At 55.2% G+C, this 18,082-nt stretch carries 18 protein-coding genes; 10 read left to right on the top strand and 8 right to left on the bottom strand.

What is annotated here, in order from left to right:
* Together cysD and cysG are read right to left on the bottom strand one after the other, a co-directional pair.
* A complete protein-coding gene (gene cysD / locus FBY13_RS14735) occupies positions 1-909 on the bottom strand; it encodes a sulfate adenylyltransferase subunit CysD (RefSeq protein WP_006120739.1) in 909 nt (302 codons plus the stop codon).
* 11 nt (positions 910-920) lie between these two features.
* Positions 921-2,336: a siroheme synthase CysG gene (gene cysG / locus FBY13_RS14730; protein ID WP_109717039.1), complete on the bottom strand. Its 1,416-nt coding sequence runs from the start codon at positions 2,334-2,336 to the stop codon at positions 921-923.
* Between the two features lie 253 nt (positions 2,337-2,589).
* Here cysG and FBY13_RS14725 point away from each other — a divergent pair, with 253 nt between their 5' ends.
* Both FBY13_RS14725 and FBY13_RS14720 read left to right on the top strand, forming a co-directional pair.
* A complete protein-coding gene (locus FBY13_RS14725) occupies positions 2,590-3,600 on the top strand; it encodes an aminopeptidase (protein ID WP_063880736.1) in 1,011 nt (336 codons plus the stop codon).
* Positions 3,601-3,609: 9 nt separating this feature from the next.
* On the top strand, positions 3,610-3,894 hold the full coding sequence (locus FBY13_RS14720; protein ID WP_145394518.1) for a YciI family protein: 285 nt from the start codon (positions 3,610-3,612) through the stop codon (positions 3,892-3,894).
* A 50-nt stretch (positions 3,895-3,944) separates the two neighbouring features.
* On the opposite strand, the gene FBY13_RS14715 is transcribed toward FBY13_RS14720, so the two are convergent.
* A complete protein-coding gene (locus tag FBY13_RS14715) occupies positions 3,945-4,697 on the bottom strand; it encodes an IclR family transcriptional regulator (RefSeq protein WP_063880738.1) in 753 nt (250 codons plus the stop codon).
* 361 nt (positions 4,698-5,058) lie between these two features.
* Here FBY13_RS14715 and FBY13_RS14710 point away from each other — a divergent pair, with 361 nt between their 5' ends.
* The 6 genes from FBY13_RS14710 to FBY13_RS14685 all read left to right on the top strand — a co-directional run bounded on the left by FBY13_RS14710 (position 5,059) and on the right by FBY13_RS14685 (position 9,858).
* Positions 5,059-5,451 carry a RidA family protein gene (locus FBY13_RS14710; protein WP_063880739.1) on the top strand — a complete coding sequence of 131 codons (393 nt, stop codon included), beginning with the start codon at positions 5,059-5,061 and terminating at the stop codon, positions 5,449-5,451.
* A 126-nt stretch (positions 5,452-5,577) separates the two neighbouring features.
* Positions 5,578-6,417 carry a transporter substrate-binding domain-containing protein gene (locus tag FBY13_RS14705; RefSeq protein ID WP_145394517.1) on the top strand — a complete coding sequence of 280 codons (840 nt, stop codon included), beginning with the start codon at positions 5,578-5,580 and terminating at the stop codon, positions 6,415-6,417.
* A 47-nt stretch (positions 6,418-6,464) separates the two neighbouring features.
* Positions 6,465-7,202 carry an amino acid ABC transporter permease gene (locus tag FBY13_RS14700; RefSeq protein ID WP_145394516.1) on the top strand — a complete coding sequence of 246 codons (738 nt, stop codon included), beginning with the start codon at positions 6,465-6,467 and terminating at the stop codon, positions 7,200-7,202.
* The gene (locus FBY13_RS14695; RefSeq protein WP_063880742.1) at positions 7,199-7,843 is read left to right on the top strand and encodes an amino acid ABC transporter permease; all 645 of its coding nucleotides are present in this window, start codon (positions 7,199-7,201) and stop codon (positions 7,841-7,843) included. Before FBY13_RS14700 ends, FBY13_RS14695 begins: the two co-directional genes overlap by 4 nt.
* Positions 7,840-8,577: an amino acid ABC transporter ATP-binding protein gene (locus FBY13_RS14690; RefSeq protein WP_096011739.1), complete on the top strand. Its 738-nt coding sequence runs from the start codon at positions 7,840-7,842 to the stop codon at positions 8,575-8,577. Before FBY13_RS14695 ends, FBY13_RS14690 begins: the two co-directional genes overlap by 4 nt.
* Positions 8,578-8,586: 9 nt before the next feature.
* Positions 8,587-9,858 carry an alanine racemase gene (locus FBY13_RS14685; RefSeq protein ID WP_145394515.1) on the top strand — a complete coding sequence of 424 codons (1,272 nt, stop codon included), beginning with the start codon at positions 8,587-8,589 and terminating at the stop codon, positions 9,856-9,858.
* 120 nt (positions 9,859-9,978) lie between these two features.
* Here FBY13_RS14685 and FBY13_RS14680 read toward each other — a convergent pair whose 3' ends face one another.
* The 3 genes from FBY13_RS14680 to cysJ are packed head-to-tail and all read right to left on the bottom strand — an operon-like array spanning position 9,979 to position 14,230.
* Positions 9,979-10,710, bottom strand: a complete 732-nt coding sequence (locus FBY13_RS14680; protein WP_145394514.1) for a phosphoadenosine phosphosulfate reductase — start codon at positions 10,708-10,710, stop codon at positions 9,979-9,981.
* On the bottom strand, positions 10,707-12,428 hold the full coding sequence (gene cysI, locus FBY13_RS14675) for an assimilatory sulfite reductase (NADPH) hemoprotein subunit (protein WP_109717034.1): 1,722 nt from the start codon (positions 12,426-12,428) through the stop codon (positions 10,707-10,709). The genes FBY13_RS14680 and cysI overlap by 4 nt, the downstream gene beginning before the upstream one ends.
* On the bottom strand, positions 12,428-14,230 hold the full coding sequence (gene cysJ / locus FBY13_RS14670) for an NADPH-dependent assimilatory sulfite reductase flavoprotein subunit (protein WP_145394513.1): 1,803 nt from the start codon (positions 14,228-14,230) through the stop codon (positions 12,428-12,430). The genes cysI and cysJ overlap by 1 nt, the downstream gene beginning before the upstream one ends.
* A 274-nt stretch (positions 14,231-14,504) precedes the next feature.
* Between cysJ and FBY13_RS14665 the strand changes: the two genes are divergently transcribed.
* Both FBY13_RS14665 and queD read left to right on the top strand, forming a co-directional pair.
* Positions 14,505-15,332: an arylamine N-acetyltransferase gene (locus FBY13_RS14665; RefSeq protein WP_145394512.1), complete on the top strand. Its 828-nt coding sequence runs from the start codon at positions 14,505-14,507 to the stop codon at positions 15,330-15,332.
* A gap of 129 nt (positions 15,333-15,461) precedes the next feature.
* Positions 15,462-15,821, top strand: a complete 360-nt coding sequence (queD, locus tag FBY13_RS14660) for a 6-carboxytetrahydropterin synthase QueD (protein WP_013026939.1) — start codon at positions 15,462-15,464, stop codon at positions 15,819-15,821.
* A 123-nt stretch (positions 15,822-15,944) separates the two neighbouring features.
* On the opposite strand, the gene queE is transcribed toward queD, so the two are convergent.
* Positions 15,945-16,616, bottom strand: a complete 672-nt coding sequence (gene queE / locus FBY13_RS14655; protein WP_145394511.1) for a 7-carboxy-7-deazaguanine synthase QueE — start codon at positions 16,614-16,616, stop codon at positions 15,945-15,947.
* 138 nt (positions 16,617-16,754) lie between these two features.
* Positions 16,755-17,870: an endonuclease/exonuclease/phosphatase family protein gene (locus tag FBY13_RS14650; RefSeq protein WP_145394510.1), complete on the bottom strand. Its 1,116-nt coding sequence runs from the start codon at positions 17,868-17,870 to the stop codon at positions 16,755-16,757.
* Positions 17,871-18,082 lie beyond the last annotated feature (212 nt).

The raw sequence follows: 18,082 nt of genomic DNA, 5'->3' as shown, positions 1-18,082 counted from the left end.
TTAGAAATAACCCTGACGTTTTTTCAGTTCCATCGAACCGGACTGATCGCGGTCAATCACACGGCCCTGACGCTCGCTGGTGGTAGAAACCAGCATCTCTTCAATAATCTCAGGCAAGGTTTGCGCTTCAGATTCCACCGCGCCAGTCAGCGGCCAGCACCCAAGGGTACGGAAACGGACCATGCGCTGTTTAATGACTTCACCTGGCTGGAGGTTGATACGATCGTCATCGATCATCATCAGCATGCCATCACGTTCCAGCACGGGGCGCGGCGCAGCAAGATAGAGCGGCACAATCTCAATGTTTTCCAGGAAGATGTACTGCCAGATATCCAGCTCGGTCCAGTTAGACAGCGGGAAGACGCGGATGCTCTCGCCCTTGTTAATCTGACCGTTATAGTTGTGCCATAACTCCGGACGCTGGTTTTTTGGGTCCCAGCGATGAAAGCGGTCACGGAAAGAGTAAATACGCTCTTTAGCACGAGACTTCTCTTCGTCACGACGTGCGCCGCCAAAAGCCGCATCAAAACCGTACTTATTCAGCGCCTGCTTCAGCCCTTCGGTTTTCATGATGTCAGTGTGTTTGGCACTGCCGTGCACAAAGGGGTTAATCCCCATCGCCACGCCTTCCGGGTTGCGATGCACCAGCAGTTCGGCGCCCATGGCTTTCACCGTGCGATCGCGGAATTCGTACATCTCACGAAACTTCCAGCCGGTATCGACATGCAGTAACGGGAACGGCAGCGTGCCCGGGTAGAAGGCTTTACGCGCCAGATGCAGCATGACTGAAGAATCCTTGCCGATGGAGTACATCATGACCGGATTGCCGAATTCGGCTGCCACTTCGCGGATAATATGGATGCTCTCCGCCTCCAGTTGACGCAGATGAGTGAGTCGTTTTTGGTCCATCGTTTTTCCTCTCAAGCCAGATTGACAACGGCGGACTCGCGAGCCCCCTGCTGTGCCGAATGCTGAAACCAGGCAAGTTGCCCATGTAAATTAACCACTTCCCCAATCACCAACAGGGCCGGGGAAGGCGCTGACGCTGCCAGCGTCTCAAGATGTTCAAGCGTGCCGGTCAACACCTGTTGGTCAGACCGGGTACCGCGACCAATCACTGCGACCGGCGTTGTTGCGGCGCGCCCATGAAGAATGAGCTGTTTGCTGATGTGAGCCGCCTTCACGGCACCCATATAAATCGCCAGCGTCTGACGCGCACGCGCCAGGGATGGCCAGTCGATATCATCGCTATCCGGACGACAGTGACCGGTAATAAACAGCACGCTCTGCGCATAGTCACGGTGGGTCAGTGGAATACCGGCGTACGCGGTGGCACCGGCCGCAGCCGTGACGCCTGGCACAACCTGAAACGGAATACCCGCCTGCTGCGCCGCCTGCAACTCCTCGCCACCGCGGCCAAAAATAAAGGGATCACCGCCTTTCAGGCGCACCACGCGTTTGCCTTTTTGGGCCAGTTGCACCATCAACTGGTTAATCTCGTCCTGCGGCAGCAGATGCGCGCTGGCACGTTTGCCCACGCAGATACGGTCGGCATCGCGCCGCACCAGATCGAGGACCTCCTCACTGACCAAATGGTCGTAGAGCACCACGTCAGCCAGTTGCATTACCTGTAGACCGCGCAGCGTCAGCAGGCCGCTGTCGCCAGGCCCCGCACCCACCAGAATAATTTCACCCTGTCGGGGCGGCTGATCGCCCAGTTCGCTGTCGAGCGTCTGTTTCGCGGCCTCAACGTCACCTGTTGCCATCTGACTGGCAAAACGGCCGTTAAATATTCTTTCCCAGTAACGACGGCGGTCAGACATACGGCTGAAACGTGCTTTGACCTTGTCACGCCACTGCCCCGCCAGTTCGGCCATTTGGCCCAGATGAGACGGCAACAGCGTTTCGAGTTTCTCGCGGAGCATGCGGGCAAGCACCGGCGCAGTTCCGCTGGAGGAGATAGCCACGACCAGTGGAGAGCGATCAACAATAGAGGGGAAGATAAAGCTGCATTTAGGCTGATCATCCACCACATTGACCAGCTTGTGACGGGCATTCGCCTCGTCGTAGACCTGCGCATTCAGCGCATTGTCATCGGTGGCGGCAATAACCAGAAAGACCTTGTCGAGCTGAGCGGGTTCAAAGGAGGTTGCCAGCCATTCAAGCTGTTGCTCATCCAGTAAAGCCTGCAGCTCCGGGCAGAGTTCGCGTGAGGCGATTTGAATGCGCGCGCCAGCACGACGCAGCAGTTCGATCTTGCGCGCCGCGATATCTCCACCGCCAACGACCAGTACGGGTCGGCCTGCGAGATCGGCAAAAAGAGGCAAATAATCCACGTTAACCCTAGTGTTGTTACGATGCGTTATCGCGACTATACGTTCCCTGGTTTATTGAGATGAAATTACGAATTGGAATGAGTTGTTACTGAATGGAATAACGCCCGGCAAAAGCTCAGAACAAAATGTGCTTAGCAAATGATCTTATGGGCCTTTCCGGACGATTCAAATTGTGTAATCACCGTCACAGTTTCATACTATGGGTGAAAAAATATGACCGTCCTTATAGGGAATGAGCCACAAGGAACCCGACATGTCTGCCTTTCTTCGCCTGGCGACGCTGCTTGTTGGCAGCGTTATTTTCAGCGCTCAGGCCGTGACCGACGTCACCGGACACTTTGCTGAACAACAGGTTCGACATATTTCTACTTACTTTCCCGGTCGCATGAGCGGGAGTCCGGCTGAGTTGATGGCGGCCGACTATCTGCAACAGCAGTTCACCGAACTCGGTTTTGCAACCAATACCCGACAGTTTAATACCGGCTACAGCTGGCATGAAAATGACGGCACGTCGCGCTGGCATAAAATCACGGCCACCTCAGTCATCGCCGCGCGTGAAGGCAGCGCACCTCAGGAGATTCTGGTTGTTGCCAGCCTGGATACCTGGATTCCACTCAGCCGCAGCGAAACGACGCGCAGCCTGGGCGGATTGCGTTTGCAGGGCGTTGATGACAACGCATCCGGGCTTGGCGTAATGCTGGAACTGGCAAAACAGCTCAGCCATCAGCCACTTCATTACGGCGTGCGCTTTGTCGCGCTCAGCGCCAGTGAGTCACAGCTGCACGGCATGGACGACTACGTGGCGCGCATGAGTGAGAAAGAGAAAAAGAATACGCTGCTGGTTATCGATCTCAACAGCCTGATTACGGGCGATCATCTCTATTTCAACAGCGGCATCAACACGCCGCGTGCCGTGCGTAAACAGACCAGCGAACGCGCCCTGCTGCTGGCTCGCCGCTATGGCATTTCTGCCGCCAGCCGCCAGATGCAGGAAAAGGATTTTCAGGGCATCAATCCTTTCGATGCGGCAGGGTTTCCCCTGCTGGATGTCACCGCGCGAAACTGGAACCTGGGCAGCAAGGATGGCGAACAGCAGCGCAGCCGTTCCCGGCATTTTCCCGACGGCACCACCTGGCATCAGACCGATCGCGACAATCTCGACTTTTTAGACCACTGGCTACCCGGCCGCATTGGCCTGCGTACCCATGACAGCGTGAAAGTCCTGCTGCCGTTGCTGAGTGAGCTAACCAATCCCAAAGTGTGAGGACAGACAATGTATGTGGTGTACCTGAACTATTTTCGGCCGATCGAGGAAGTAGACACCCTGCTGGCACCGCACATTACGTGGCTGGATCGCTATTTTAACAGCGGCGTATTTATTGCTGCGGGGCGTAAAGATCCCCGCACGGGCGGCATGATAATGGTGAAAGATATTGCGCGCGCACGGCTGGATGCGATTCTGGCGGAAGACCCTTTCATCGCTGTTGCCCATTATGAGGTTACAAAGGTCAACGTGACGCGCGCAGCCGATGCGCTTGCGGTGCTGAAAGACCTGTAGCCCTTTTACCCTGAGCCGACAGCCCGGGTTTAACCCCATTGCTCGTCGGTTCAGGTGAAGTCGGACAGCTTCTGACCTGCATTGATCAAGGTTTTCAGCAACATTTGACGCCGTTCTTCGGGTGTATCCCGGCTGACCATAAAACAGATGGCTGCCACCGCCAGATCGTTACGGGCGCGAATCGGCGCAGCCATACAGCAGGTAAAACTCTCTGACAGCCCTTCCGTCATGGAGTAGCCAAGATGTCCCGCCCGATGAATGTCGGCCAGAAAATCCTGCTTATTTAGCACCTTCCCGTTCGCCAGCCGATAATCCTCTTCCGGGATCAGGGACAGAATTGCCTCATCACTCCAGTTGCTCAGCAGCAAGCGACCGGTGGCCGTCCAGGGAATAGGAATTTTAACGCCAATATCCGAGGTTATCTTGAACGGATGTGCATTGCTCTCTGACAGCACCACCGTATATTTATTGCCTTCCAGCATACACAGCTGCACGGTTTCACCATGCTCGGCAACCATCTCGATCATTAACTGATGCGCCCGACGAATCAGGGGATTGTGCGCGATGTAATCCGCACCGTAGTAGTGCATTTCACGACCAAAATAGATACTGCCTTCCGAATCGATTTCGACCAGTCCCGCTTCACTCAACAGATTAACCAGTTCATACACGCTTGAGCGGGGCGCGCCAGTGGCCTCGATCAGTTCACGCATCGCCATGGGCTGACGGGCAACGTGTAGCTGACGAAAAATAGCGATCACACGGTCCACGCCGCGCGCTCTGGCGGGTTTATCTTCCTGCATACCCTTCTTCTCCTACCGGGATCGTCACGTTGAGGTTGATTTAATACATCATACACAGGCCACTTTGTTTTACCTACGGGCGTGCACGATAACTGTCGTTTTCTTTTTTCGCTTCATGCTATTTATCGGGGCACTAAAAGAGAGCATGCCATAATTACAAAAAGAGATCCTGATCACTATTTATTTAAAACATTTATCATTAATAACAAATATTCGTGAAGCCGATTGTAAAGCATCAAAATAATCCCGGAACAGCCTATTGCAAAAAAAATAACATTGTGCAAATCTCAACCTATCCGGTATTGCAGATTTAATTCCGGTATACCAGACAAGTTGCAGTGATGATGTTAAGGGCATGAGCATGACAATTAAGCGCTATGGCACAGAAGGAGGTGTCGGTACCGGAGGACAGAAACTGCCTTTCGCTCGCGCCGTAGAAGCCGACGGCTGGCTGTATATCTCCGGGCAGACACCGATGACAGGCGGTGAAGTGGTCGAAGGCGGCATCATTGAGCAGACGCGCCTGGCCTTTGAAAACTGTCTGACCATTATGCGGGAAGCGGGATATCAGATTCAGGACGTGGTGCATGTGACGGCGGTGCTGACCGATGCCCGCTACTTTAGCTCATTTAATAAAGTCTTTAGTGAGCTATTCCATGAAAATCCGCCAGCACGCATTTGCAGCGTGCAAGACCTGGTGGTGGATTGCAAAGTCGAAGTCGATATGAGGTGTTTTAATTCAGGCCGGAAATAACCTTCTCTTCATGTATAACAGGTGAGAACGCATTCACCCGTCAGAATAAATTGATAATTAAAAAAAGTCCCATCCACATTATTTATTGATGTTGGTGATACCACACTTTTATTTGAGATAATAAACATGAACACGACTTCACACCAAAAGGTATTGAACCTGCTGTTTCCGGCCTTGCTGACGGTTGCCGCTCTTGCCGGTTGTACGCCGACAGAAAAGAAAACGGAAGCCGGTGCCGCGCCGCAGTCTACGCTGCAAACCGTGCTGCAGCGTGGCACGTTGCGGGTCGGTGACTGCCTGAGCTTTGCGCCCTTCGGCTTTTACGATAAAGCCGGTAATCCCGACGGCTACGATGTGGATCTGGCAAAATCCTTAGCGAAATCGATGGGCGTAAAACTGGAAGTGGTTAACACCACCAGCGCGAACCGTATCCCTAATCTGCAAACCAATAAAGTGGATGTCGTGTTCTGTAATTTCACGCGTAACCTGGAACGCGCCAAAGAGATTGGCTTCACTCAGCCTTACGTGGTGGCCAGCGAAGCGATGTTGGTCCGCAAAGTAAGCGGGATCAAGTCGGCCCACGATATGGCAGGAAAAACCATTGCAACCGTGAAAGGCTCAACCAACGGTGACGAAGTCCGCAGCATGGGGATCGATGTGAAGATCCAGGAATACGATTCCTCTCAGGCGGCGATTCTGGCCGTTAAGCAGGGGCAGGCCGATGCCATGATTGAAGATAATAACTTCCTTGCCTACCAGGCCAAACTCGACCCCACGCTTGAGGTCACCAACGAAGCGCTGGTTCCGCTGGAATACAACGCGTTCGGTGTGAAGCAAGGGGATCAGGTGTGGACGAACTATCTCAACGAATTCCTGTTTGAAATTAACGCGTCAGGTGAGAACGCTCAGCTCTACCAGAAATGGTTTGGCAGTAAGCCTCGCTATCCGCTGAACCCGCAGTTCTGACAGGCGAGGACGCAGGTCATGCCTGCGTCCTGTTGAGGAGGCTTTCTATGAGCTATCAATGGCTGACACTCTGGCAGTATGCCGACACCTTTCTCGCCGCCACCTGGTTAACGCTTCAGGTGACGCTGCTGGCTTTTATGCTGGCGCTGATGCTGGGATTGCTGGCCGCACTGGCAAAATCTGCGCCTTTTGCCCCCCTGCGCTGGCTAAGCCACGGCTACGTTGAATTTATTCGTAATACTCCCGTGCTGCTGCAAATTTTTATTGTGTTCTTCGGGCTTCCCTCGCTGGGCATCACCATGAGTGCCTTTACGGCGGGCGTACTGGCGCTGGGGATTAACGTCGGTGCCTATCTGGCCGAAATCTTTCGCGCCGGTATTCAGTCGGTACCAAAAGGTCAGCTGGAAGCCGCCTGGATTCTTGGCATCAGTCGCCGCCAGCGGTTTTTAAACGTGGTGATGCCGCAGGCCGCGCGCGCCGTCTGGCCTGCCATTATCAACAATCTGATTCAGTTGCTGTTGGGCACCTCACTGCTGTCAGCCATCGCGCTGCCGGAGCTGACGGGAACCGCCACGGTCATCAATGCGCGTACGCTGCTCTACATCCAGACGTTTAGCGTGGTGGCGCTGGTCTATCTGTTTCTCAGCAACCTGTTTTCCTGGCTGGGCAACGTCGTAGGACGCCGTCTGTTTATGCCGCCGCTGGTGGTATCGGTCAAACGGCCCCTCTGGTCGCAGGCGAAAAAAATGTGGTCCCACACTGTTAAACGGGAGCCTGCCCAATGAGCGAACTGATTCTCAGCAGCCTGCCGCTGTTATGGCGTGGTCTGGTTATTACGTTATTGCTGTCGGTGGCCGCCATTGTGGGCAGTACCCTGCTTGGCCTGTTGGCTGCCATTTTGCGCACCAGCCGCCTGCCTGTCGCCCGACAAATTGCCGTGATCTATACCGAGCTGTTTCGCGGCACGCCCGTACTTATTACGCTCATGTTTATCTACTTTGGCGTGGCCTATTTCGGCTATGACATCAACCTGTTTGCCGCGGGCATTTTGGGATTGAGCATTTATCAGGGTGCCTACATTGCCGAGATTTTTCGTGGCGGTATTGAAGCCGTCCCAAAAGGCCAGTGGGAAGTCTCGTGGATACTTGGGCTCTCCAGACGGCAGACCTTTACCAGCGTGATTTTGCCGCAAACCCGCGGCATCGTCTTACCCCCGCTGGTCGGTCAGTACCTGTCGCTGATTAAAGATACCTCTATTGTCAGCATGATAGGCATGTCAGAGCTGATGCATCAGGGTCAGGCGATCGTCGACCGTATCGGACAACCCGTCGTGGTTTATGGCCTGGTCGCCCTGCTCTATTTCGTTATCTGTTTTCCGCTTTCCCGCTGGGTCCAGCACCAGCAAACCAGGAACCCGTTATCATGAAAAACGCAGCCATTACCCTGAGTCGGATTAGCAAGTCATTTGGCGCGACGCAAGTCCTGAAAGAGATCAGCCTTGATGTCTCGCCCGGAGAGGTACTGGTGCTGATCGGCGCATCCGGTTCCGGTAAAAGTACCGTATTACGGATCATGAGCGGTCTGGAAAAGGCCGACGGCGGAGAGATTTGGGTTAACGGTGTTCCGCTGCATGACCAAAAACGTAATCGTGATATTTGTGGTCAGGTGGGAATGGTGTTTCAGCAGTTCAACCTGTTTCCCCACAAGACGGCGCTCGGTAATGTCACCCTGGCACTGATAAAAGCGCAGAAGCTGTCAACGGCAGAGGCAAACGCACGCGGAATGGCGGCGCTGGAACGCGTCGGACTGGCTGATCGCGCCGATCACTATCCTTCTCAGCTCTCCGGTGGTCAGCAACAACGTGTGGCCATCGCGCGAGCGCTGGCGGTACAGCCCAAAATCATGTTCTTTGATGAAGCCACATCCGCTCTCGATCCCGAATTAGTTGGCGAAGTGATGGAGGTGATGCGCGGGCTGGCGCGTGAGGGCATGACCATGGTGGTAGTGACGCACGAAATGGGGTTTGCCCGCAAAACAGCCGATCGCGTTGTTTTTATGGATCAGGGTGTGATTGCTGAGCAAGGCACGCCGGACGACATTTTTGTCCATCCGCAGAATCCGCGCACTCAGCAATTTCTGTCACGCGTTCTTGAGCACTAAGGAGCCGCTATGTCTTTACGTTTCCCGCTGGTCGCAGACGCGAAGCTGGATCGCGCGCAGCCCTCGCCCCGTTTTAAATCGGTTGCTGGCGCGGGCGATGCACCGCTCGAGGCCGGCACTGCCGTGTTGAGCAGCGGGTCGGTGTTTTCGCCCGTCATGGTGATGAAACAGTCCGCACTGGACAATAACCTGCAGCAGTTGGCGCAATTTTGTCAGGAGAAAGGCGTCATGCTGGCCGCCCATGGCAAAACCTCAATGGCACCGGCGGTCTTGCGCCGGGCCGTGACGCAGGGCCGTGCCTGGGGGATCAGCGCAGCGACGCCCGCTCAGGTGCGCGCCCTGCGTCATTTTGGTATCCGTAACGTGTTTCTGGCTAACGAATTAGTCGATCCTGCCGGGATTCGCTGGATTGGCGAGTGGCAGCGCCAGCATCCCGATCATGGCTTTCTCTGCTACGTTGACTCACTGGCGGGCATCACATTGCTGGAGCAAAACCTGGGCGATACGGCGATTGCCGTAGTGATTGAAGTGTCCATCCCCGGCGGCAGAACGGGCTGCAGAACCGACGAGGAGGCGCTGGCCATTGCTGAACGTCTCGCTCAAAGCCGCCATCTTCATCTTGTCGGTGTGGCAGGCTATGAAGGTGCGCTCGGTGCCGCGCGGGACGCCGCTGGTGTGGCATTAGTTCGGCACTACTGCCATGTGATGCTGGAGTGCGCCAGAAGGCTGGCTGAACGCCAGTTGTTCCACAGCGATACGATTCTGCTCAGCGCCGGTGGCGGAGCATGGTTTGATGTGGTGACAGAATGCTTTACCCAGGCCGTGCTGCCGCTGCCGGTTCAGCCCTTAATTCGCTCGGGTGCCTACATGGCACACGATAGCGGGCTTTATGCGCGTATTGCGCCTTTTGCCCAGCCCGGCGCTGACCACCATTTTGCGGCGGCGCTGGAGATCTGGGGACGCGTTCTTTCCCGTCCTGAACCAGGTCTGGCGCTGCTGGATTTCGGCAGACGAGATGTCCCTTTCGATCAGGATTTACCGATCCCCTTGTGGATTCGCCAGGCTGATGGCACCGCGCCGCGATCCGGCACCCATTTGCACATCAGTGAGGTTAACGATCAACATGCCTATTTACGCTTACCCAATGATGAGCCGCTGATGCCAGGCGACTGGGTGGGATGCGGCATTTCTCATCCGTGCACGGCGTTTGATAAATGGCGTTATCTTCCCCTGGTGGATGATGAATACCGGGTGGTGGACAGTGTAGAGACGGCGTTCTGATCGCCGCGGACACCTGTTACTATTGCACGTCTGTCCCTGGGGTTTTGACGTCAGCGGTGGCCCCATCGCAAAACGGGCGACCCATAAGGATCGCCCGTTGATACCGCTACGCCGCGTGCGTTAGCCTTCGTGCAGGCCGCACTCACGTTTCAGGCCAAAGAAGCGCGTTTCTTCTTCTGCCATGCCTGGCTCCCACTTGCGCGTGGTGTGTGTATCGCCTACCGACAGATAACCCTCATCCCACAGTGGATGGTATTTCAGGTTGTGGGTTTGCAGATACTGATGAATCTGACGGTTGTCCCAGTCAATAATCGGCAGCACTTTAAACACGCCGCGCTGCACGCCCAGTACCGGCAGGCTGGCACGGCTGCCTGACTGATCGCGTCGCAGGCCCGCAAACCAGGTTTGTGCGCCCAGCGTTTCCAGCGCCCGGCTCATCGGTTCAACTTTGTTGATCTGGTTGTACTGCTCAATGCCATCAACCCCTTGCTCCCACAGCTTACCGTAGCGAGCCTCCTGCCACGCGGGCGAGGTTTCTGCCCGGAACACCTGCAGATTAAGGTTAAGCTGGTCGGCCAGCTCATCAATAAAGCGGTAGGTTTCTGGAAACAGATAGCCGGTATCGGTGAGGATGACCGGAATATCGGGTTGCACGCGCGTCACCAGATGCAGCGATACCGCAGCCTGAATGCCAAAGCTGGAGGAGAGCACATAGGCACCCGGCAGGTTTTCCAGCGCCCAACTCACCCGCTCTTCCGCGGTGGCTTTTTCCAGTTGAGCGTTTGTCGCGGCCAGCGCCATCGCGCGCTGGACTTTCGACATTTCATTCAGTGCTGCAAGATCGATACTCATTTTGCCTCCTGCCAGAAGTCGCGCGCAGGGTCCAGTACCGGCGTAACGATGCCCGCACGGATAACAAAGTCACCAAAGCCTTCTGCGGCCTCGCGCTCTTTTGCCCAGCGACCTACCAGCTCATCAAGTGTGGCGAGAATGTCACTTTCCGTAATATTTTCGCGATACATACGTGGAATGCGCGTTCCAATACGGTTACCCCCGATGTGCAGGTTGTAACGACCCGGCGCTTTCCCCACCAGGCCCACTTCTGCCAGCATCGCACGCCCACAACCGTTCGGACAACCGGTAACGCGTAACACTATGTGCTCTTCGCCTACGCCATGGCTGTGCATGATCTCTTCGACTTTCGTCACGAAAGACGGAAGGAAACGTTCAGCCTCCGCCATCGCCAGCGGACAGGTTGGAAACGACACACAGGCCATCGAGTTTTCGCGCTGGGCCGTCACGTTTTCCATCAGGCCATGTTCGCGGGCAATCGCTTCAATCTGTGCTTTTTGGCTTTCCGGCACGCCTGCCACAATCAGGTTCTGATTGGCGGTCAGACGGAAATCGCCCTGATGAATGTTGGCGATTTCGGCTACGCCGCTTTTTAACGGACGGCCCGGATAATCCAGCAGACGACCGTTTTCGATAAACAGCGTCAGATGCCACTTGTTATCGATGCCCTTGATCCAGCCAATGCGATCGCCACGAGTCGTAAATTCGTAAGGGCGCGTTGGCGCAAACGTCACGCCAGCGCGTTTTTCGACTTCCGCCTTAAACGTCTCTACGCCCACGCGTTCCAGGGTGTATTTGGTTTTGGCGTTTTTACGATCGGTACGGTTACCCCAGTCACGCTGTGTCGTCACCACGGCCGCCGCCACGTCCAGGATCTTATCCACCGGGAAGTAGCCAAATTCGCTGGCGGTGCGGGCATAGGTGGCTTTGTTACCGTGCTCAATGGACAAACCACCGCCCACCAGCAGGTTAAAGCCGACCAGCTTGCCGTTTTCCGCAATCGCGATGAAGTTCAGATCGTTAGCGTGCAGATCCACATCGTTATGTGGCGGGATCACCACCGTGGTTTTAAACTTACGCGGCAGATAGGTTTCACCCAGGATCGGCTCCTGGTCGGTGGTTGCGACTTTTTCCTGATCCCACCAGATCTCTGCATAGGCGCGGGTTTGCGGCAGCAGATGTTCTGACAGTTTTTTTGCCCACTCGTAGGCTTCCTGATGCAACTCAGACTCCACGGGGTTGGAGGTGCACAGAACGTTACGGTTAACGTCGTTCGCGGTCGCCAGCGCATCCAGCCCCACTTCGTGCAGCATCTGGTGCGTTGGCTTCACGTTCTTCTTCAGAATACCGTGAAACTGGAAAGTCTGACGGTTAGTCAAGCGGATGCTGCCGTAAAGGGTTTTATCGGTGGCAAATTTATCGATCGCCAGCCACTGTGTTGGCGTGATAATCCCGCCCGGCAGGCGGCAGCGCAACATCATCGCATGGCGAGGCTCAAGCTTTTGCTCCGCACGTTCAGCGCGAATATCGCGGTCATCCTGCTGGTACATGCCGTGAAAACGGATTAGCAGAAAGTTATCGCCGCTGAACCCTCCGGTCAGACCATCATCAAGATCCTCAACGATAGTACCGCGCAGGTAGTTGCTCTCTTTTTTTAATCGCTCAGCGTCAGTCAGTTTGCCTTCAACCACCAGCGGTCCAGGGTATTTTTCAGTCATTAGTAAACGTCTCGCTGATAACGGCGCTCAATGCGCAGCTCACTTAAAAATTCATCAGCCGTTTCACGATCCATAGCACCGTGCTCGACCACCACATCCAGTAATGCCTGCTCTACGTCTTTTGCCATACGGTTGGCATCACCACAGACGTAAAGGTGCGCGCCTTCTTCAATCCAGCGCCACACTTCCGCACCACGGGCGCGGATTTTATCTTGTACGTATATCTTCTCTGCCTGATCGCGCGACCACGCCAGATCGATATGGGTTAACAGGCCATCTTTGACATATTTCTGCCATTCAACCTGATACAGAAAATCATCGGTAAAGTGTGGGTTACCAAAGAATAGCCAGTTTTTACCGCCGGCACCGTCATTATCGCGCTGCTGCATAAAGGCGCGGAACGGGGCAATCCCGGTGCCCGGCCCAATCATGATGACCGGCGCATCCGGGTTGGCGGGCAGGCGGAAGTTATCATTGTGTTCGATGAACACGCGCACCTCGCCCTCTTCTTCAATGCGATCCGCCAGCCAGGTGGATGCGCCGCCGCCGCGCTGACGTCCTTCAATATCAAAGCGAACGGCACCGACGGTGATATGTACTTCGGTATCGGTTTCGGCCTGAGAAGAGGCAATAGAATAGAGACGCGGCGTTAACGGACGCAGTAAGCCGGATAACTGTTCTGCACTCAGCTGCGCGGGTGCCAGGCGAACCATATCAACAATCGGATAGCGTTGCGCATACTGCTGCAGTTTGGCTTTGTCATCCACCAGCGACAGCAGTTCGTCGTTACGTGCTAAGGCTGCGTATTGCGCCACGATTTGCGCGGTGTTAACCGTTAACTCAAAATGTTTCTGCAGCGCCTCTGCCAATGGCAGCGTCTGGCCCTGCACCTCAACCGGCTCATCGCCTTTCAACCACACCAGTTCAAGCAGCTCGTTAACCAGCGCGGCGTCATTTTCATACCAGACGCCCAGCGCATCACCGGGCTGGTAGCGTAATCCTGAATCACCCAGATCGATTTCGATATGACGCACGTCTTTATCCGAATCGCGCCCGGTAATTTTCTGGTTCACCGCCAGGCTGGCACTAAGCGGCTGCTCTTTGGTGTAAGGGCTGGTGAAGACGTCGTTCACACTGCCGGCAACGGTGGCCGCACTCTGCGCCGGGGACGCGGTCGGAACGCGTTCTTTCAGTACCGCAGTGATTGCCGTACGCCAGGCGCTGGCCTGCTCAGCATATTCGACATCGGCATCGACCCGGTCCAGCAGGCGCTCAGCGCCCAACTCAGCCAGGCGGTTGTCAAAATCTTTGCCCGCTTTGCTGAAGAATTCATACGATGTGTCGCCCAGACCAAACACGGCAAAGGCCGCGCCGTCCAGTTTGGGCGCTTTTTTAGACATCAGGAATTTATGCAGCGCAACGGCCTCTTCCGGCGGTTCGCCTTCGCCCTGGGTCGAGGTCACGACGATCAGGATTTTTTCCTGACCAATCTGCTTGAATTTAAAGTCGCCCGCGTTGACCAGATTCACGGTCAGTTTTGCCGCCTGCAGGTCATCGCGAAGCTGCTCGGCCACCCGGCGGGCATTACCCGTTTGTGAGGCAGAAAGCAGCGTAATGGCCGGAGCTTCAGCCTGCGCAGGGGCGCTGGCAACCGCCTGACCCGGCGTTTGATTGACCATGCCCCAGAAATAGCCGGAGAGCCAGGCCAGCTGGGTGGTGGAAAAATCTGTCGTTGCTGCCTGTAAACGAGCAAGTTGCTCCGGAGAGAGCGGAAGCATTGAACCTGGTGCCTGAGTCGTCATCGCGATAAAAATTCCAGTAGCAGAAGTCCGGACCGAATAGTAGCGGAAGAGAAGAAAGGGTACAGGGAGCTATATTAACGATTAAATACGCCTTCGACATATCAAATAACCAAAATGACTAAATGGTTTTTCAGATAAAATTAATCGTTAAAAGTGGTAACGACAGGGTGAGTTAACAAACTTAGCTAATCATACTGTCGGTATGACGTTCCGACTGGTTATCGTGCTAAAGGGATGGCATAAAGACAGGAAAACCGCCACGGAGTGATGACAGATGCCAGACAGTATCACAGCATTACCGGCTGCATTGGCAGAGCAGAGTCTGGAAAAACTTGGCTTCAGCTCGCCTCCTGCCCCTGACGAGGCCGGACTGAGCACGCTTTATCGCGCCTGGTGCCAGTCCGTGCCCTTTGATAACCTTCGCCGACGTCTCATTACAGAAGACGACCGCGCCCTTCCCCTGCCAGGTAGCACGGCCAGCGACTTTTTCACCCACTGGTTAACCTTTGGCACAGGCGGTACCTGCTGGGCTGGCCACGGCGCGTTGTATGCCCTGCTCGCGTATTTGGGGTTTCACGTACAGTTTGGCCTTTCCACCATGCTGTCTCCGCGTCCGGCACCCGTGGGTTCTCCCGGTCATGGCATGTTGATTGTTAAGCTGGATGGACGCACGCTGGTGGTTGACAGCACGCTGCTCCACGGCGATCCGCTTCCGCTGGAGGCCCGGCTGAACCCGCATCCCGTCTGGGGCACCCGCGTCCATCAGCATGATGGCAACTGGTGCATACACTGGAAGCCGCTGGGTCGGGCATGGCTCGACTGTAAAATTCTGGCAACCGACCTCTCCGCTGACGCGTTCCAGTCACGTCATCAACAAAGCCGTAGCAACAGCCGCTTTGACGGTGCCCTGCTGATTCGCCGCGCTAACGGCGAGGCGATCACGGGAATCGTGAAGGGAGAGCAGGTCATCCGGGATCGCCAGGGAAAAGAAAGCGTTACGCCGCTGTCACGTTCAGAACAGCACCGGCTGCTGATTGAGGAGTACGGCATAGCGGAAGCCCTCGTCGCGCGACTTCCGGCTGACGATCCGGTACATCGCTGAGCGCTTTTTAAGGAAAGTGGGGGACGCGTTTTACCATTCTGGCTTAATCGTCGTTAAACGGCGCTTAGCGGATGCGAAAAACCGCCTTTTCAGGTAGAATTCAGCGGTTTTTAATGCCTGAGAGCGATTATGTCTACCACGTTATTTAAAGAGTTCCAGTTCGAAGCCGCGCACTATTTACCCAATGTGCCGGCAGGACACAAATGCGGCCGTTTGCACGGTCACTCATTCCTTGTTCGTCTGGAAATTACCGGTGAAGTGGATGCGCATACCGGCTGGGTCATGGATTTTGCAGAGCTGAAAGCGGCGTTTAAACCCCTCTATGACAGGCTCGATCACTACTATCTTAATGAGATCCCTGGGCTGGAGAATCCCACCAGTGAAGTTCTGGCGAAATGGATTTGGGATCACATGAAGCCTCGTCTGCCGCTGCTGAGCGCGGTGATGATCAAAGAAACCTGCACCGCAGGCTGCACCTATCGCGGTTAATCCGCTTCGCTACGGCCGCTCAGGGTCGATCGCCCGTATCTTCACCTGTTGATCGGCCTGCTGCCGCCTTTCCAGCGCGGCGTCATGTTAACGGTCTGGCGGCAAAAGGCCGCCAGCGTTTTATCAGGCAATATTCAGATATTTATGGGTCTGCATCGACAGTCGCCAGTTGCGCGCAATGCAGGTTTCAATACACAGCTTTGTTGCCTCATCTTTGCGACTAATTGGCTGCAGCGCAATGATGCGTGCTTTGCTGTCGTGGATGCCTGCCAGCAAATCGTCTAACGCATCCACATCACGTTGCCGGGCAACCGGGTGCTTAATTTCATCCGCACGGCTCAGGGCCTGTGCCAGGACGTCATAACCGCCACGCATGTTTACCTTGGGTGAAACGGTCACCCAGGTGGCATCAGCGCAGTGGATTTCGTGGGTCCCGCTGGTTTCAATCTGACACTGGAATCCCGCCGCCTCAAGTGATGCAGTCAGCGGACGCAAATCATAGATCGCCGGTTCACCGCCGGTGATCACCACATGGCGAGCCGTCCAGCCCTGTTGTTGTATGCTGCTCAGAAGCGTCGCCGCATCGGCATTGCCCCAGGCATCGCTTTCCACCGTTTTGACCAGAATATCGCCTAATGATGTTTCCCGATCCGCCTGTTTTTCCCAGGTGTGCTTGGTGTCGCACCAACTGCATCCTACCGGACATCCCTGTAAGCGGATGAAAATAGCCGGCACGCCGGTGTAATAACCTTCGCCTTGCAGCGTCTGGAACATTTCGTTAATCGGGTACTGCATAATGGTCTCTTTGGTTTTTTCAAAACGCGATTATCGCAGAACACCGGGTTGAGATCATGTCAGGTGATGCGAAAGGGCGCGAGCTGTTCGGCACGCGCCAGCACGCAGGTCAGCAGAGGGCTGTGTTCAGCAGCCCGTTCAGACGGACAGATCCACCCAGACCGCCGCATGATCCGAGGCGGCATTAACCTCTTTTTTCAGTTCGGGATAGGTTTCCCACTTTACCGGACGCACGCCAGGCCACATCCCTTTGCGCCATACACCGCCCTTCTCTACCTTTTTCCACAGCGCGGGCGACAGCAAAATATAGTCAATCTTGTTGCTGGCAGTGCAGCCGCCCCAGGTCCCCGGATAGCCGCCGTTATCAAACTTTTCATGGGTGAAGATATCTTTCAGGTCGGTTTCTTTCAGCAGCGGCGACAATGCATCACTGTCCGGCGTATCGTTAAAGTCGCCGGTGATGGCAATCAACGTTTGCCCCTCTTTAATGCGTTGCTGATAAATCGCTTTCACCCGTTCGGCCTGCTGCTTGCGGCGGGCATCGGAACTGGCTTTAGCGCCGTAGCCTTTACTCTTAAAATGGTTAACCAGCACGTGCAGAGTTTGGCCATCGGTCAGCGGAATCGCAAATTCGGGACAGTCGCGAGAGAAAATCAGGTTGCCCTGTTTATCTTTATCATCAACGTGGCTGCGGATGGTGTCGATGGCAAAGCCTGCCGCTGTCATCAGTCCGACATCGATTCCCCGCTCATCGTTGCCGTCAATCACCATGACATGATCAAAAGGCGTTCCCTGGCGGGCCGGCAGCATGGCGTTGTTGAATTCCAGCAGGGCGGGACGGCTTTCTGCCTCCACCACGGTCAGGATATCCGCGTGAAGGTCAATCATGACCTGTGCCGTTAACCCCATGGCAATTTCGTCTACCGGCGCGCGGCGCAACTCCAGCGAACCCACCCAATCGGCGCGGCCTGCGGCAATAATTTTTATTCCGCTGTTGTCTGTCGGTCGGGTCAACAGTTTGCCCCGGTTACGCCGGAGAATAACAAAGGGCCCGGTGTCGGACGTTTGCAGGCCAAGTGCATCCATCAATTCGACCATCTGTTTTTTGTCCGCGTCGCTGTATTCCACCTGTCCCAGCAGGGCATTAAGTTGGGCAAATTTTTCCAGCGTCGGTTTGCCCACTCGCCATTCATTCTGGTTCATTGCTCTGGCGCGATCGAACAGGTTTTCAACGTTATAAGAAGCCAGTCTCATGCGTATCCCCTTTCAGGCAGTCAGAAATGTGAACCTGAAAGCACACGCAGACGCGCTTCAGGCAAGCGGCAAGGTGCATTGTCTGTTACAGGCGCACGGTGCTCGTCGTTCAGTGTCGATGGGTTTTGTGAAGAACGGATGTAAACAGCATAGACGTCGCGGAAAAATGTGAGGTGAACGGCAAAACCTGTGGGCATAAAAAAACCCGCCAG

Source organism: Pantoea sp. SJZ147, assembly GCF_007828605.1.
GTDB lineage: Bacteria > Pseudomonadota > Gammaproteobacteria > Enterobacterales > Enterobacteriaceae > Pantoea > Pantoea allii.
The sequence above is the reverse complement of the archived record's forward strand: the minus strand, read 5'-3'. Positions and strand labels throughout refer to the sequence as shown.

Coding starts and splice junctions, on each gene's coding strand:
- FBY13_RS14715 (WP_063880738.1), bottom strand. CDS start 4,697: ATGCAGGAAGATAAACCCGCCAGAGCGCGCGGCGTGGACCGTGTGATC.
- FBY13_RS14690 (WP_096011739.1), top strand. CDS start 7,840: ATGAAAAACGCAGCCATTACCCTGAGTCGGATTAGCAAGTCATTTGGC.
- queD (WP_013026939.1), top strand. CDS start 15,462: ATGTCTACCACGTTATTTAAAGAGTTCCAGTTCGAAGCCGCGCACTAT.
- cysI (WP_109717034.1), bottom strand. CDS start 12,428: ATGACTGAAAAATACCCTGGACCGCTGGTGGTTGAAGGCAAACTGACT.
- FBY13_RS14725 (WP_063880736.1), top strand. CDS start 2,590: ATGTCTGCCTTTCTTCGCCTGGCGACGCTGCTTGTTGGCAGCGTTATT.
- queE (WP_145394511.1), bottom strand. CDS start 16,616: ATGCAGTACCCGATTAACGAAATGTTCCAGACGCTGCAAGGCGAAGGT.
- FBY13_RS14705 (WP_145394517.1), top strand. CDS start 5,578: ATGAACACGACTTCACACCAAAAGGTATTGAACCTGCTGTTTCCGGCC.
- FBY13_RS14665 (WP_145394512.1), top strand. CDS start 14,505: ATGCCAGACAGTATCACAGCATTACCGGCTGCATTGGCAGAGCAGAGT.
- FBY13_RS14650 (WP_145394510.1), bottom strand. CDS start 17,870: ATGAGACTGGCTTCTTATAACGTTGAAAACCTGTTCGATCGCGCCAGA.
- cysJ (WP_145394513.1), bottom strand. CDS start 14,230: ATGACGACTCAGGCACCAGGTTCAATGCTTCCGCTCTCTCCGGAGCAA.
- cysD (WP_006120739.1), bottom strand. CDS start 909: ATGGACCAAAAACGACTCACTCATCTGCGTCAACTGGAGGCGGAGAGC.
- FBY13_RS14700 (WP_145394516.1), top strand. CDS start 6,465: ATGAGCTATCAATGGCTGACACTCTGGCAGTATGCCGACACCTTTCTC.
- FBY13_RS14720 (WP_145394518.1), top strand. CDS start 3,610: ATGTATGTGGTGTACCTGAACTATTTTCGGCCGATCGAGGAAGTAGAC.
- FBY13_RS14710 (WP_063880739.1), top strand. CDS start 5,059: ATGACAATTAAGCGCTATGGCACAGAAGGAGGTGTCGGTACCGGAGGA.
- FBY13_RS14695 (WP_063880742.1), top strand. CDS start 7,199: ATGAGCGAACTGATTCTCAGCAGCCTGCCGCTGTTATGGCGTGGTCTG.
- FBY13_RS14685 (WP_145394515.1), top strand. CDS start 8,587: ATGTCTTTACGTTTCCCGCTGGTCGCAGACGCGAAGCTGGATCGCGCG.
- FBY13_RS14680 (WP_145394514.1), bottom strand. CDS start 10,710: ATGAGTATCGATCTTGCAGCACTGAATGAAATGTCGAAAGTCCAGCGC.